Source organism: Verrucomicrobiia bacterium, from assembly GCA_036405135.1.
Classification (GTDB): domain Bacteria; phylum Verrucomicrobiota; class Verrucomicrobiia; order Limisphaerales; family JAEYXS01; genus JAEYXS01.
On sequence record DASWYF010000040.1, the window covers coordinates 102,417 to 117,416 of the forward strand.

Sequence of the window (15,000 nt, forward strand, 5' to 3'; positions counted from 1 at the left end):
AACTTAAAATTTAAAACTTAGAATTATTCAGTCCATGAGCAGCCACTCTCCCAAGACGAGCACCGAGATCCGTCAGTCGTTCCTCGATTTCTTCAAATCGAAGCAGCACACCATCGTCCCCTCGTCCAGCCTCATGCCGGACAGCCCGAACCTGCTCTTCACGAACGCCGGCATGAACCAGTTCGTGCCTATCTTCCTCGGTGAACGTAAGGCCGACGTCTCCCAGTGGGCTGGTGCAGTCCCCGGTAGCGACACGCGCGCCGCAGACACGCAGAAATGCATCCGCGCCGGTGGCAAGCATAACGATCTCGATGACGTCGGTTTGGACACCTATCACCACACGTTCTTCGAGATGCTCGGCAACTGGTCCTTCGGCGATTACTTCAAGAAAGAAGCCATCGACTGGGCGTGGGAACTTGTGGTGCAAGTCTGGAAATTCCCGCCACAACGCCTCTACGCCACCATCTATCAACCGGACAAATCGAAGAACGATCCTGCTGATCGCGATGAAGAAGCGTGGGGCTATTGGGCCGAGAAGTTTCAATCCGTGGGCCTCGATCCCGCCATCCACATCGTCAATGGCAACAAGAAGGATAACTTCTGGATGATGGGCGAGACTGGTCCCTGCGGTCCCTGCACCGAGATCCACGTGGATCTCCGCCCCGGCCCCATCGCCACGGACCTCGACGCTCAAATCTCCGGTGCGAAGCTCGTGAATGGCTCCGATGCCCGCTGCATCGAGATCTGGAACAACGTCTTCATCCAATACAATGCGAACCCGGACGGCACGTTCTCACCGCTGCCCGCGAAGCATGTGGACACCGGCATGGGCTTCGAACGCGTGACCAGCATCATCCAAGGCACGAAGTTCCTCACGGATTTCCAGAACGCCAAGATCTCCAACTACGAGACGGACATCTTCCGCCCGATCTTCGACGAGATCGAAAAGTTGAGCGGCAAGAAATATGGCTCCACGCTCCCGAAAGCTGGCTCCACCGGCGACACCGAGCAGGAGAAGATCGACGTGGCCTTCCGCGTCATCGCCGATCACATCCGCACGCTCAGCTTCGCGATTGCCGACGGTATCCAACCGGGCAACAACGACCGCAACTACGTCCTCCGCCGCATCCTACGCCGCGCCGTGCGCTATGGCCGCACCCTCGGCTTCCACGAACCGTTCTTCTACAAGCTCGTGGATGTCCTAGCCGTTCACTTCGGCGATGTCTTCCCGGAAATCCGCACCCGCAAAGCACACGTGCAGGAAGTGCTAAAACGTGAAGAGGAAGCATTCAACAAGACATTGGATCGTGGTATCGCTCTCTTCAACGAGAACACGGCAAAAATCTCAGGCCAAGTGTCAGGCAACTTCGCTTTCACTCTGTATGACACTTACGGTTTTCCGCTCGACCTCACTGAGCTTATGGCTCGCGAACGCGGGTTGTCTGTCGATAAGGCTGGCTTCGACAAGTTCATGGAAGAGCAGAAGGCAATGGCCCGTGCTGCTCAAAAGAAAACCGTCATCGAGCTTTCCCAGATCGAAACGCAAACACCCACGAAGTTCATCGGCTTCGACGCCTTGAACACCGAAGCAAAGGTCGTCGAAGTCGTCGAGTTGAAGGACAAGACGGCGGTCGTTTTGGACACCACTTCCTGCTACGCCGAGATGGGTGGTCAGGTCGGTGACACCGGTGAACTCACCGGCTCCGGCCAGCTCTGGCGCGTATCGGATACGAAGAAGACCGGCAACACGTTCTTGCATTTCCTCGAACAAGGTGATGCTCCCGCCGTCGGTGCGAGCGTGACCTTGTCCGTGGATCCCGCGCGTCGTCACGCTGTCGAGCGTCATCACAGCGTCACACACTTGCTCCACTGGGCCTTGCACGAAGTCGCCAGCAAAGAAGCCTCGCAGAAAGGTTCCGCCGTGGGACCAGACAAGCTGACCTTCGACTTCAACAGCGCCCCGCTCACTGCGCAGCAAGTCACAGACATCGAGAAGCTGGTGAATGAACGCATCCTCGAAAACGCCGCCGTCTCTTGGACGGAAGTGCCTTACGCCGAGGTGAAGAAGAACGCGGGCATCATGCAGTTCTTCGGTGACAAGTATGGCGACATCGTGCGCGTAGTGCAGATCGGCGGCGAAGCGAAAGCTTTGAACGGTTACTCCATGGAACTCTGTGGCGGCACCCACGTGCGCGGCACCGGCGAGATCGGTTTGTTCCGCATCAACAGCGAATCCGCCGTCTCCGCTGGCGTACGCCGTATCGAAGCCGTCGCCGGTCTCAGCGCCTACCAGATCGCCCGAGAACAGGCCGAACTCCTCAAGACTCTTGCTGGCAAAATGAACGCCCCGCTCGGCGAGATCGAGAAGAAGCTCGACGCCCTGCTCGCGCATCAGAAGGACTTGGAGAAAGCCCTGAAAGCCGCCGCCCAACGCGAAGCCGCACAGACCGCCAAGAGTCTGCTTGCCAAGGTAGAAACCATCAACGGCACCCCGCTCATCGCCGCGAACGTCGGCAATGCGGACGGCGACACCGTCCAGACCATCGTGGACTCGCTCAAGAGCGAGTTCAAAGGCGTGATCGTCCTCGGCGGCGTGAACAACGGCGCCGTGGCCCTCATCGCCGCCGTGACCCCTGACTTCACCGCCAAGGTGCAAGCCGGTAAGATCATCCAGACCATCGCCCCCATCGTCGGCGGCAAAGGCGGCGGTAAACCCGACAATGCCCGCGGCGGCGGCAAAGACGGCAGCAAGATCAACGAGGCATTGGAGAAGGTGAAGACGCTGCTGGTCTAACTTGGTAGGGCGAGACTCTGTCGAGCCCTTGCTAAAATTCCCTCTGCACAGACCGCACGTGACTTTCACGTGCGGTCTGTTACTTTAGGGGTGTGCCGCATGAAGGAAGCAAAAAGAAAACAGTTACCGCTACCCGTTCGCGCCGCCCGGATGTTAAAGCGTCTGGAAAACGTTCGCTGGCTGGACGAAGGACAAAAGTCGCTGCACGCCCTCGGACTCGCGGCAACTCCGCAGGAACGTTGGGACATTTGGGAACAAAACGTCCGCTCGTTCGGTTATTGGAAGCCCTTGAAGCGGAAAAAATCCGCTACATCCTGATCGGCATGTCTGCCGCCGTTGCCCAAGGGGTGATGGCAAATACCCTCGATATCGATCTGTGGGTTGACCTTCCCACCCGACAATACATGCGGCTGATCAATCTCGCCCAAAAACTCGGTGCCACACCCGCAGCCAAAACAGTGGTCTATCTCGAAGACGGCGTTCCTGTGAACTTTGTCTATGAAGTCACCGGATTGGGCAAATTTTCCAGCGAATGGAAACATACCGTTAAAACTTCTCTGCATGGCCATGCCCTGCCTGTGCTTAAGCTGGAACGGATATTGAAAAGCAAAGAAACCATCCGGCGCGATAAGGATGAATTGCACATCCTGCATATCCGAGAGTTCTTACGGCTGCGGCGCAAAGCCTAGCCCTCCCCGCTCTCGACATTTCCCCTGCCCCTGCCAATATCCCTTTAGCCGTTCGGGAGATAACAAAAAAGGGAATTCTATGATCCGGCTCATCTTGATCGTTCTATTGCTAGGCTTGGCACTTGTGGGCGGCACCGCCGTTGCACTGCACCATTACTTCGGCTGGAAAGGGCTCGTCGCTTTTCCGTTTCTGCTCATCGCCTTGCTCTGGATTGGCAAAATCATAGCGGGCAAGCTGTTCAAAAAATTCCTGCTCAGCATGTTTTCTATGAAGTCTCGCGTATTGCGCGAGGCCACCATGACCGTTCATTCCGTCACCGCCGTTCCCATGCCAAAAATGGAACCCGCAGACGATCATGAACATGCCGAAGAAGATGACGATCACGACGATGAACCCGAAGATCCGCAGCTCTATTACCAAGTGGACATGACCATCACGCCGAAAGGCGAGGACCGCGTGTGGGAACCCGGCGAATTCATCCTCACTTCCGATAAAATCAAAAGCCTTGAGGAACTCGAAGACGGCAGCAAGGAACTCGGCACCACCCATGAAGTGCAGATCTGGAAAGAAACCGCCTTCGGTCCCGATGACGAAGGCAAGTATCCGGGCACACAACGCCTCCTGATCACCTTCGCTGTGAAACCCGCCACCACCACTGCCTGGCTGCATTACTACGATGAACCGATCGGCACGTTGAAATTGCCGGCGACGATTGATGTTTAACGCTTAACCCCATGGACTGCAGCCGCGCCCGCACTCACGACCCCGCTGAATGGCTCGAGACATGCCCGGAATTCTCCTGGCCACTCGCAGAAAAGATTCACGAATGGATCCTCACGTGGGAACCGGACCTCACCGAATCCATCAAGTGGAACATGCTCTGTTTCACCGGACGCAAACTCGTCTGCGGCATCAGCGCGTGCAAGAAACATCTCGGCATCACTTTCTTTCGCGGCACCGAATTACCTGACCCCGCCAAGCTCTTCACTCCAGAAGCGAACAATACGAACATCCGCAGCATCCGCGTGACCACACTGGAAGGCTTCAATCGCGAGGCCTTCCGTGAACTCGTCCACGCCGCCGTCGCCCTGGATGCTGATCCTGAAGCTGTCCCGGTTCCCAAGCTCAAACCCGGCACGCGCGCTCCATGGCCCATACCCGATTACTTCGCCGCCGGTTTAAAGAAAAACAAAAAGGCGAACGACCATTTTCAAAAGCTCGCCCCCTCCTGCCAGCGAGAATACATCGTCTGGCTCGCCACTGCCAAGCGTCCTGAAACTCAAGCAAAACGCCTTAAAGAAACTCTCGGTGCCTTGAGCAAAGGCTACAAATGGATCGACCGTAAAAAGGGATAAACTGCATTAGCAGGCCACAAACGTTCTCCCTCTCTTCTCAATGAGGAGAGGGCCGGGGTGAGGAGTGAGAGCGCCAACGGCTCTACAATAAAACCTAGCGTTTTTCCACAAACACCCCTAGATGATTTCCTGACGGCCTCTCCCTTCCCGGTATCCGTGTATGGATCGGGCAATTCAGCAACTCCCACTTCCCCGGACTACGCTCCACCACCAACGCCGTTGAACCACCCCCATCGAGATTGATCGCCGAATGCGCCCCCTGATCCACCATCACCTGGATCAACTCATCGTAATTCATCCCTTCACTATACCTTGGCTGCCGCCCATCCACTGCCACGAGAATCAGCTTCGTTCCCTCTTTATCGAAACCAATCGCCGTGCGCGGCTCCAGCGTATTGCTTGTCGGCACCGGCTCCGGCCCCCTCTTTCCCTCACGCACGAGAAAAATATTTCCAGAGATGGCATTGTAAACCTCGCTCGCTGGAGGACGGATAAGTGACAGCTTGTTATCCCTGCTGATATACAAAGTCGGCGCGTCCCACTTACGCTCCCCTTCGGTATAGATTGTCCCCTGCGATGCCGCGATGCCATGCACCGTGACCGGATCGCCCGAGCGGGGGTAATAATCCCACGGCGCATTCGAGAACCATGGCGAGAAAAAATCCCCGTTCAGCGCGATCTGCGTCTTGAACTCACGCGCGAACTCACCCGTCGTCCGCGCCGTCAACGGATGCTTCTCACCAGGCTTTCCCGGCGTCACCAGAAAGCCCACCCCGTTCGCCTTCAAATCTATCGTCACCACATGAATTACCACAGGGCGTGGCCCCCTCCTCGCTTCCCTCACATACGTAACACCAGGAAACAGCTCCTGCATCACCGATGCCGGTTGCGGGCGCAGGTAATACCAACCCAGCGTCACCCCTGTCGTGAGCAATCCGCCCACCACCAAAGCTATTGTCCCTCGCAAGAAAAGCCTGCGCCATCCTTGAAGTTCGGAGAAGAAACCTCGCGAAAGCCGCCAGCCCAAGAAGACAAAAGCCACCAACCCGAAGGCCACCCACCACAGTATCTGCGGCCAACTGTTCACAATGAGATCAGATGGAATACTCCGATCCACTTTCGGTCAGCTTCTGGAAAGTGATCCGGTTCACCGTATCGTTCATCACCTTGCCCAGTTCCTGCCACACGCCACGCAGCTCCGGGGCGCACTGCGGATCACTCATCGCCGGGGTGTCCAGCAGTGTTCCATGGATGCAACGCAACACATCGCCCACCGTGATCTCGGAAGGCGCCTTCGCCAGCAAGTAACCGCCCATCTTGCCGCGCACACTTTTCACGATCTGCTGGGATTTCAGCTCGATGAGAATTTGCGTGAGGAAGTTCGCCGGGATGCCCTGCTCCGCCGCCAGCGATTCCACGCGCTGCGCCTTACCGGACGCATAGTGCCGCGCCAGGCCGAAGACAGCCCGCATCGCATAATCGCTCTTCACCGAGAATTTCACGCCGCCAATCTAGGCTATGAATCCTAGGTGACAATCTCTTTGGCAGTCTATTTCTCCCGGCAGAAAAACTGGCTGTTTGCGTCATTCCACCGTTGCCCTTAGTCAGCCAAGCGGGTAAAACCCTCGGCATGTCATCCCCGTCTGGTGAAAAGCCCGGTGAAAAATTTGATATGCATAGCGAGTCATTTTTGCACTCGTTGATGCGCAAGCAGTTGAAGCTGTCCATCGCCTGCGCTGCGACTTTTATGATCGCGCTTCTGGGCATGCCGCTTTTGAACTATTTCGCACCGGAATTCATGGCCAAGCGCATCTTTGGCTTTACCCTGAGCTGGTTCATCTTGGGCATCGCCTTCTTCCCCTATGTCTGGGTCATCTCGTTTTATTTCATCAAACGCTCCATGTCCCTAGAAGAAGATGAAGTCAAATCGGTGAAAGGAGAGAAGTAATGTTCTACTCTCTTTTCCTCGCGGCGGCCGAAGGTGGAGTCAATCCTTGGATCCTCGCATTCAGCGCCATCACGGTCGCTGTTACCATCTGGATGGGGTTCCGTTCCGCGAAGACTTCCAAGACGGCCTCTGACTTCTTCGTTGCCGGTCGCTCGGTGAGTGTTGGCTGGAATGCATCTGCCATTTCCGGTGAATATCTCAGCGCCGCCAGCTTCATGGGCATCGCGGGCATGGTGATGTCCTCCGGTTACGATGCACTCTGGTATCCGGTCTGTTACGCGTGCGGTTATCTGTTTCTGCTATTGTTCATCGCTGGACCGTTGCGTCGCTTCGGTGCTTACACGATCCCTGACTTCGCTGAAGGACGTTTTGATTCACCGCTGTTCCGCAAGATCGCCGTGGTTTTCGTGCTCTTCATAGGTTTCTTCTACACCATGCCGCAGATGAAAGGTGCCGGCGTGACTCTCTCTTACATCTTCCCGGGCCTGCCTTATTGGGTCGGTGTAGCTGTTGTCGGTGCTGTGATCACCTTGAACGTCGCCTTGGGCGGCATGAAAGGTATCACGCTCGTGCAAGCCTTTCAATATTGGGCCAAGATGTTCGCCATCTCTGTGCCGATCTTCGTGCTCATGGCGGTTTACGGACATTATGGTCGTCATGTCGCCAGCAATGATGTCGCTCAAATGCCCCCTGGCGCGCTCTATCAAAAAGTCGGTGCAGCGACGAATGCTATCGTGCCATTCATCACTGAAGCCGAGCGCAAAACACTTCCCGCCAAAGCTCCCGTGGATAGCGAATGGATCGCTCCTTTCGGTCCGCTGACGACCAAGGCTGTAAAAGCCACGGCGGCCAAGATGCCAGAAGAGGAAAAGAAAGCGTATCTCGAGAAGAACCAGAAACCTTTCTCCCTGCTCTACACCTACTCCCTCATCATCGCCATCGTCTGCGGCACTGCTGGTCTGCCGCACATCTTGGTGCGTTTCTATACGAACCCGGACGGCGTTGCTGCCAAGAAGACCACTATGTGGGTCATGATCCTCATCGGCGTCTTCTACGTGTTCCCTCCTGTGTTCGGTGCCATGGGCCGAAATCTATTGCCTGAACTCTATGAAGGCATCGGTTCCAAGGGCACGGACAAGATCGTCTTGGAACTCCCCATGATCATCTCGGCCAAGTATGGCGTCGTAGGCTCCATCCTCAGCGGCATCACCTGCGCTGGTGCGTTCGCGGCTTTCATGTCCACCTTCTCCGGACTGCTGGTTTCCATGACTGGTGCGCTCGCTCACGATGTCTATGGCCGCATCTTGCGCCCGCAATCCACGGCGGATGAGCGCATGAAGATGTTCAAATATTGCGCCGTCCTCATCGGTGGTGTGGCCGTCATCCTTGGTTGCTTCGTCGAACCCTTGGAGATCAACTTCATGGTCGGCCAGGCCTTCGCTATCGCTGCCGCCAGCTACTTCCCGTTGCTGTTCATGAGCGTCTGGTGGCGTGGCTTGACAATGAAGGGCGCGGCTGCGGGCATGCTGATCGGTGGCTGCACCGCCATGATCGCCATCTCGCTCACCAGCTTCAGCGCCTTGGCCTTAGCTCCCGGCAAGACTGGTGAACTGTTCTCTGCCTTTAAAGGCTTGAACGAATTCTGGTTGGCCAATCCGCTCATCCGCATTCTCTGCGAGCAACCGGCCATCTGGGCTGTGCCGTTGGCCATCATCCTGATGATCATCATCTCCAAGGCCACCGCCAAGGACATCCCGGCGGACATCCGCATGAAGATGCTGGTGCTGCACGCTCCGGAGAAACTCGGCTTGAAGCAGGAATACATCCAAGAACACCAAGGTCCTCCGGGACATTGAGCAGTGGCTGCAAAGCCTGTTGACTCAACATCACTCATCTTTATCCTGAACATCTCAACCTGCTAAGTCTGCGGGAGATGAACATCCCGGTCTAAGCATTGTCTGATTTTTGCCTATGCGTATTGTTGAAATGAAGGTCCACTCGATCGCGATCGCCGATCCGCCGATCCGCAGTTCGTATGGTCTCCACGCCCCCTATGCCCTCCGCAACGTTCTGGTATTGAAAAGTGATGATGGCATCACGGGCATCGCTGAAACTTACGGTGGCGAAGCCCCGGCCAAAGCGCTCGAAGAAGTTCGCGCCCAGATCATCGGAGCGAATCCTTATCGCCTGCTCGGCTTCCTCAATCCGATGATCGAGGGCCAACCGAAGAGCGATAGCAGCCTCGAACGCTCACAGACATATTTGGTCCCCGGCGAGAACCCTCTCGACGCTACCGCCCGCACTTTCGCCGCTATTGAAACTGCGTGCTTGGACCTCATCGGCAAGACCGTAGGGCAACCAGTGTGCGATCTCATCGGTGGCCGTGTTCGCGACGAAGTCCCCTTCTCTGCCTATCCCTTCTACAAGCACAAGGGTGGTGGTGGTGAAGGTGATGACGCCCGCGAAGACGAATACGGCGAAGCGCTTTCCCCTGAAGGCATCGTGAAGCAAGTGCGCCAGATGCGCGCCCAATACGGCTTCGGCTCCATCAAGTTCAAAGCCGGCGTGTTGCCACCGGAAGTGGAGATCGAGACCATCAAGGCTCTCTACCGCGACCTCGGCCCGACCGTCCCTCTGCGCATAGACCCGAACTGCGCATGGTCTGTGGACACTTCTGTGAAAGTCGGCTTGGCTCTCGCTGAGGAATTAGGTCGTGGTGGTTATCTCGAAGACCCGACTGCTTCCATCGCAGGCATGGGTGAAGTGCGCAAGCGCTTGCTCGCAGCAGGTGTGGATACGCCGCTCGCCAGCAACGTCGCTGTGACGAGTTTCGCCGACATCCCGGAATCCGTGAAGCACGACGCCGTGCAGATCATCCTCTGCGATCACCATTACTGGGGCGGCATGCGCCAGGTGCAGCATTTGGCGAAGATCTCGAAGACTTTTAACATCGGCCTCTCGATGCACTCGAACAGCCATCTCGGCATTTCCATGCTGGCGATGACTCATGTGGCCGCCGCCACACCACATCTCACTTATGCTTGCGATACGCATTATCCGTGGTCGCAGTTAAAGGACGAGATCGTCGTGGGTGGACGCGTGCCGATCGTGAACGGCTGCGTGAAGATCCCGAACAAACCCGGCCTCGGCGTGGAACTCGATTACGACGCACTCGCCCGTGGTGAAGAACGCTACAAGAAATGCCCGTATCGCAAACGCGATGACGAAGCCGAAATGCGCAAGCACGTGGATCCGACGTGGACTCGCCAACTGCCGCGCTGGTAATCAATTTTAACCTTTTTAAGAAATCATATGTCTCTTAAGCCTGCTGAACTCCGCGAGAAACTTTCTAGCGGCGTCATCTCTTTCCCCGTTACCCCGTTCAAGAAGAACCTTGGCCTCGATATCGCCGGTCACCGTAAAAATGTGCGCTTCATCATGAAGCACAAGGTGGCCGCCGTGGTGGCACCTGCTGGTACTGGCGAGATGTATTCGCTCTCGCCGGAAGAACATCTGGAAGTGGTGAAAGCCACGTTGGAGGAAGTGAACGGTCGCGTGCCGGTGCTGACCGGTGTGGGTTTCAATTACCCCATCGCGCTGCAGCTCACGAAGCAATCTGCCGCTGCCGGTGTGGATGGCATCCTCGCGTTGCCGCCTTATTTCCCGCATGCAGATGAAGCATCGCTCTTGGACTATTACAAGGCCATCGGCAAGGCGACGAAGCTCGGTTTCCTCGTTTACAGCCGTGACTGGGTTAACCCCGGCCCGAAGTTTGTCGAGCAACTCGCGAAAGACGTTCCGAACCTTATCGCTTGGAAAGACGGCACGGCAGACATTCGCAAGTATCAGATGATCCAACAGCGTGTCGGTGATCGCCTGCTGTGGATCGGTGGCGCTGGTGATGACGCCGTCCCCGCCTACTACTCCATCGGTGTGCGTACCTACACCTCCAGCATCGCGACCATCTCGCCGAAGCTCTCCATCATGCTCCACGAGGCCGCCGCTGCTGGACGCCGTGAAGAACTGGCCGAGTTGATGAGCAAATACGTCACTCCGCTCTACGCTTTCCGTTCCCGCCGTAAAGGCTACGAAGTCTCCGCCATGAAGTGCGCCATGGACATCATCGGCTTGAACGGGGGGCCCTGCCGTCCGCCCTTGCCTGACCTCACTCCAGAGGAAGTCAAGGAACTGGGCGTGCTGCTAAATGCGTGGAAACCGGTTCTGTGAACGTGCTAGGATGCGGTCATGGCAGATGAATATCAGCGGGGCACCGACAAGCAATGGCTGGAACATTCGAATGAAGAACTGGCCAGGCTCGTCAAAAAGCGCGAACGGATCATAGAAGTTTTGAAGGTGTGCCTCATCCTGACGTTGATCGTATTGGGATGGGTGATCTTCAAGTTCACCCGTCATGCTCCTATCCAGGAGCTATGGTCGTTCCAAATGAAGTAAGCTGATGAGCGGCCAGACGTTCCATAAAATCCTGTGCAGCAAATGCGCCGGAAAGATTGAGTTCCCGGCAGAATACGCCGGGCAAACCATCCCCTGTCCGCATTGCCAGACATTGGTGGAGTTAAAGGCTCCGCCAGCCGACCCTACAGCGAATACTTACGAATACCCTGATCCGTCCACCTTCACCCCGGAAGATGTCGCCAAGGGCCATAAAGCCAGATGGAACATCATCTACGCTGTCGCAATCCTGATCGGGATCAATGCAATCATTGGCGTCGCCTATCTTTTCCGTTCGGGAAGCTCATCCGGCAAAGCCTTGGATGGCGTGCAAGTGATGGATTGGAAACTGGAGCCAGGCGAATATCGCACCTTCTTTCTTACTGGCGTAGTCTCCAACAGCACTTCCAAAGCGATTGAAAAAGCCCGGATAGAATTCGAGACTTTGGACAACTCTGGAGCTTCATCGGGCAAGGTTTCCACATCTGTCAGCAACCTCGCTCCCGGCGCCTCCGTTGAGTTCTCCCTCCAGACTTCTGCAACTCAAAATGTGTGGGATGCCAAGGTGGTTGGAGTCTATCAGGACAAAAATTGAGTTATCCTTCCATTTGACCCAGAGCCGTCTGGCGGTTAAATCTGCGGTGAATGGAGGGCCAACCTTCAGCAAATTCAGGAGCATTGACGGCACGCATACTGCCGGCGATCTACCTTTTCGCCATCACGGTCATCGCCGGGGTCATCATCGGCCATGCGGTGGTGACCGCTATCTATTACACACCTGCCTTAAGTTGGGTTGATGCTTTGGCTATCCCTCTTTTGATCGGTGGCGGCATCGCCATACGAGGTCATTTCCGCGCCTTGGAAGAACACAACGAGGATGAATATCTCGAGACGTTGCGTAAAGGCTACTCCGCCTATGTCATCATTCTCATCGTTTCAGTCTCGATGATCAGCGGCCTCGCGACGGGTGGTATTTTTGCGATCGATAATGCGGATCAGCAGAAGGCGGAAGACGAAGCCAATGAAGCTTTGGCTGAAGGTAAACACGCCGTGAAAGTGGTTAAAGGGATAGAAAAAACAGCTACTGAACCCGTCAAAGAAATTCCCGCCATCCAGTCATTTGCCGAAATCGCCCACACAAACGCCACTACGTCCGGTCTGGTTCTTAAATCCGTAATTGGTGCGAGCAATCGGCGCACTGCGTTGATTAACAACGCCGTCTTGGGTGAAGGCCAAGCCACCTCCATCAAGGCGGAAGGCATCATTTATCAGGTCAAGTGCCTGAAGATCGAAGACCGCAGCGTGATACTGGAGATCGAAGGACTTACTAACACCGTGGAATTGAGTCTTTGACCTGTCTCCTCACGGAGCCAGATTCGCCGCATTCGTCCGCCAGCTTGCCATCACCGCCCACTGGTTCACGGGAGACAGTGCTTGACCGTATTTCATATATTGCACACTGCCATCCACCATCGCGTAGTTTGATCCGCCGTTCCGGTTTTTCACCGTGCCCCCGGTCATATGTCGGCTCTGCTCGGATTCTTCGATGTCATTCCCGTTCCCCTCATAGAAATCCATGTAAAAATGCGGAGAATCTGTCTCCTTCTCACCGAATGCGATCGTATCCTGCGGCTGGCGGATGGCTGCCTCGCGGATGCCGAACTTGTAGGTCGCCGTCATGTAAAGTTGCCAATCATTGCTGCTCAACGTGCTTTGGAAAAAATCATTCCAGCCATTGATCAGATAACTGCGTGAGGCGAAATCCGCCGGGAGCTGGTTCGTTGTGAATCCTGGGGTGCCGCCAGAGGCCGCTGTGGGAGCATCTGCCGGGCATTTCAGCAATCGCGTGTCCACATATCCGCCCACCAAAAGCGTGGTCCAGCGGTTCGTCGCATGACGAGGCGTAAACTGTCCCTTGTTATCATCCGCATACATCTTCAGCGCCATGTTCACCTGCCGAAGATTGCTCACGCATTTGATGCGCAAAGCTGATTGCTTGGCCGAAGCCAGGGATGGCAAAAGCATCCCCGCCAGGATCGCGATGATCGCGATCACGACCAGCAGTTCGATCAAGGTGAACGCGTTGGCCTGACTCCGGTGCGTCTTGAACGCCACCGGCAGCATCCACGGTCTCGTCGCCTCGACCTTGGGTGCAGTCGTGCGGCCAGGCAACATTTTCATGGACGGTGAAAAATGATTGTTCGCTGAAAAATCCACTGCGATTTTCTTGGCGCCTTTTTTTGTTATCGAATTTTCTTCGTTCATTGTTCGTCCAGTTTGATGCATGAACCTCAAGAACATCATCCTCGGCGCTGTGACCGTTGCCTTGGCTGCTGTTTATGCCGTGTATTTCACCGACTGGTTTCGACCGAAGAATATTCAAATCATCACGCAGATTCGCCCGATGCTCCGTCCTGGTGTGCAGGATGGCATCTACCCAGTGGCCTTCGGATTGAATGCAAAATACGAACTCACCAGCATCCAAGTATTCCCCGCCAAGGCCTTGGCCACTAATGAGTTAACCCCGCCAGTCTGGGCCCTTGAAGGAGTTCCGAAATCCAAACCCGTGAAAGCGTTCAGTTATGCAGGTGAAGTTCCTGGAATGAAGCCCGTCATCAACGGAATGGCTGCCACTCCGTTGCAAGTGGGCGAAGAATATCTTTTGATAATAGAAGCTGACGGGAAAACAGGTAAAACTAATTTCACCGCCAATGGCAAAGCTCCGGCACCCGTTCAGGCCGCCGCAGGACCACCCACTGGTTTGGTGCCACCAGTACCACCGCCTTCTCCAGCCAAATGACAAGCAGCCCAATGCCCCGGGGCTATCTCACGCAATGGCGGCACTTCAGCTTTGCAGCGGTCCACCGCGATCGGACAACGCGGATGGAATGGGCAACCTGATGGTGGATTGATGGGCGAAGGCACATCCCCTGGCAGTAAAATTCGCTTCCGTTTCTTGTCCGGGTCCACTTCCGGCACCGCCGAGATGAGCGCCTGTGTATACGGGTGCAGCGGCTTCTTGCAGATAATTTTTGAAGGCGCGCTTTCCACCACATGCCCCAGATACATCACCATCACTCGATGGCTGATGTGCTCCACCACCGCCAGATCATGTGCGATGAAGAGATAGGACAGCTTGTGCTCACGCTGGATGTCCATCAGCAGATTGATGATCTGCGCCTGCACAGACACATCCAAGGCGCTGACCGGTTCATCACAAACGATCAGTTTTGGCTGCACTGCCAAAGCACGGGCAATGCCGATACGCTGACGCTGACCGCCGCTGAACTCATGCGGATAACGATCCGCATAACGCGCATCCAAACCCACATCCTTCAACAAACCAGCAATGCGTTCACGGCGCGCTTCAGGTGTTGGCACCAGTTTGTGGATATCTATCGCCTCACCAATGATCTGCCCCACCGTCATACGCGGATTCAACGATCCATACGGATCCTGAAAGATCATCTGGAACTGACGCCGACGGCTTCGCAACTGGCTCTGTGTGAGGTGAGTGATGTCCTCCCCGTTGAAGATGACTTGGCCAGCGGTCGGATCAATCAGACGGATGATCGCCCGTCCCAATGTCGTCTTGCCGCAACCGCTCTCGCCTACCAGGCCCACCGTCTCACCCGGTCCCACCGTAAGGCTCACATCATCCACGGCCTTCACATGTGCCTTCACACGGCTGAACATCCCGTGTTTGACCGGGAAATGAACTTTCAGATTTTTGACTTCGAGCAGGCTCATGTGATTTCTATCCG

Annotated in this window: 16 protein-coding genes; 12 read left to right on the plus strand and 4 right to left on the minus strand. The window is 55.8% G+C overall.

What is annotated here, in order from left to right:
* Nucleotides 1-34 precede the first annotated feature (34 nt).
* The 4 genes from alaS to VGH19_19705 all read left to right on the plus strand — a co-directional run bounded on the left by alaS (nt 35) and on the right by VGH19_19705 (nt 4,839).
* Entirely contained in the window at nt 35-2,794 is a 2,760-nt protein-coding gene (gene alaS, locus VGH19_19690; protein ID HEY1173597.1) for an alanine--tRNA ligase, read from the plus strand.
* Between the two features lie 92 nt (nt 2,795-2,886).
* Nucleotides 2,887-3,483 (plus strand): hypothetical protein, encoded by a 597-nt coding sequence (locus VGH19_19695; GenBank protein HEY1173598.1) that lies wholly within the window; start codon nt 2,887-2,889, stop codon nt 3,481-3,483.
* A gap of 79 nt (nt 3,484-3,562) precedes the next feature.
* Entirely contained in the window at nt 3,563-4,207 is a 645-nt protein-coding gene (locus tag VGH19_19700) for a hypothetical protein (GenBank protein ID HEY1173599.1), read from the plus strand.
* Between the two features lie 11 nt (nt 4,208-4,218).
* Entirely contained in the window at nt 4,219-4,839 is a 621-nt protein-coding gene (locus VGH19_19705) for a YdeI/OmpD-associated family protein (protein ID HEY1173600.1), read from the plus strand.
* Nucleotides 4,840-4,933: 94 nt separating this feature from the next.
* Here the strand turns inward: VGH19_19705 and VGH19_19710 are convergent, their stop codons facing one another.
* Nucleotides 4,934-5,926 carry a phosphodiester glycosidase family protein gene (locus VGH19_19710; GenBank protein ID HEY1173601.1) on the minus strand — a complete coding sequence of 331 codons (993 nt, stop codon included), beginning with the start codon at nt 5,924-5,926 and terminating at the stop codon, nt 4,934-4,936.
* A 7-nt stretch (nt 5,927-5,933) separates the two neighbouring features.
* A complete protein-coding gene (locus VGH19_19715) occupies nt 5,934-6,341 on the minus strand; it encodes an Rrf2 family transcriptional regulator (protein HEY1173602.1) in 408 nt (135 codons plus the stop codon).
* A gap of 128 nt (nt 6,342-6,469) precedes the next feature.
* Here VGH19_19715 and VGH19_19720 point away from each other — a divergent pair, with 128 nt between their 5' ends.
* The 7 genes from VGH19_19720 (at nt 6,470) to VGH19_19750 (ending at nt 12,589) form a co-directional block, all read left to right on the plus strand.
* On the plus strand, nt 6,470-6,787 hold the full coding sequence (locus tag VGH19_19720) for a DUF485 domain-containing protein (GenBank protein HEY1173603.1): 318 nt from the start codon (nt 6,470-6,472) through the stop codon (nt 6,785-6,787).
* A complete protein-coding gene (locus VGH19_19725) occupies nt 6,787-8,643 on the plus strand; it encodes a cation acetate symporter (protein ID HEY1173604.1) in 1,857 nt (618 codons plus the stop codon). Before VGH19_19720 ends, VGH19_19725 begins: the two co-directional genes overlap by 1 nt.
* Nucleotides 8,644-8,758: 115 nt before the next feature.
* A complete protein-coding gene (locus tag VGH19_19730; protein ID HEY1173605.1) occupies nt 8,759-10,072 on the plus strand; it encodes an enolase C-terminal domain-like protein in 1,314 nt (437 codons plus the stop codon).
* A 27-nt stretch (nt 10,073-10,099) separates the two neighbouring features.
* On the plus strand, nt 10,100-11,014 hold the full coding sequence (locus tag VGH19_19735) for a dihydrodipicolinate synthase family protein (protein ID HEY1173606.1): 915 nt from the start codon (nt 10,100-10,102) through the stop codon (nt 11,012-11,014).
* Between the two features lie 18 nt (nt 11,015-11,032).
* Entirely contained in the window at nt 11,033-11,239 is a 207-nt protein-coding gene (locus VGH19_19740) for a hypothetical protein (protein HEY1173607.1), read from the plus strand.
* A 4-nt stretch (nt 11,240-11,243) separates the two neighbouring features.
* Nucleotides 11,244-11,831, plus strand: a complete 588-nt coding sequence (locus VGH19_19745) for an FxLYD domain-containing protein (protein HEY1173608.1) — start codon at nt 11,244-11,246, stop codon at nt 11,829-11,831.
* Nucleotides 11,832-11,914: 83 nt separating this feature from the next.
* Entirely contained in the window at nt 11,915-12,589 is a 675-nt protein-coding gene (locus VGH19_19750) for a hypothetical protein (protein HEY1173609.1), read from the plus strand.
* Between the two features lie 9 nt (nt 12,590-12,598).
* Here the strand turns inward: VGH19_19750 and VGH19_19755 are convergent, their stop codons facing one another.
* Nucleotides 12,599-13,417, minus strand: coding sequence for a type II secretion system protein (locus VGH19_19755; GenBank protein HEY1173610.1), 819 nt, complete (start codon nt 13,415-13,417; stop codon nt 12,599-12,601).
* A gap of 103 nt (nt 13,418-13,520) precedes the next feature.
* On the opposite strand from VGH19_19755, the gene VGH19_19760 reads away from it, so the two are divergent.
* On the plus strand, nt 13,521-14,036 hold the full coding sequence (locus tag VGH19_19760) for a hypothetical protein (GenBank protein ID HEY1173611.1): 516 nt from the start codon (nt 13,521-13,523) through the stop codon (nt 14,034-14,036).
* On the opposite strand, the gene VGH19_19765 is transcribed toward VGH19_19760, so the two are convergent.
* Entirely contained in the window at nt 13,970-14,986 is a 1,017-nt protein-coding gene (locus VGH19_19765; GenBank protein ID HEY1173612.1) for a dipeptide ABC transporter ATP-binding protein, read from the minus strand. The two genes, VGH19_19760 and VGH19_19765, sit on opposite strands and share 67 nt — an antisense overlap.
* Nucleotides 14,987-15,000: the final 14 nt, after the last annotated feature.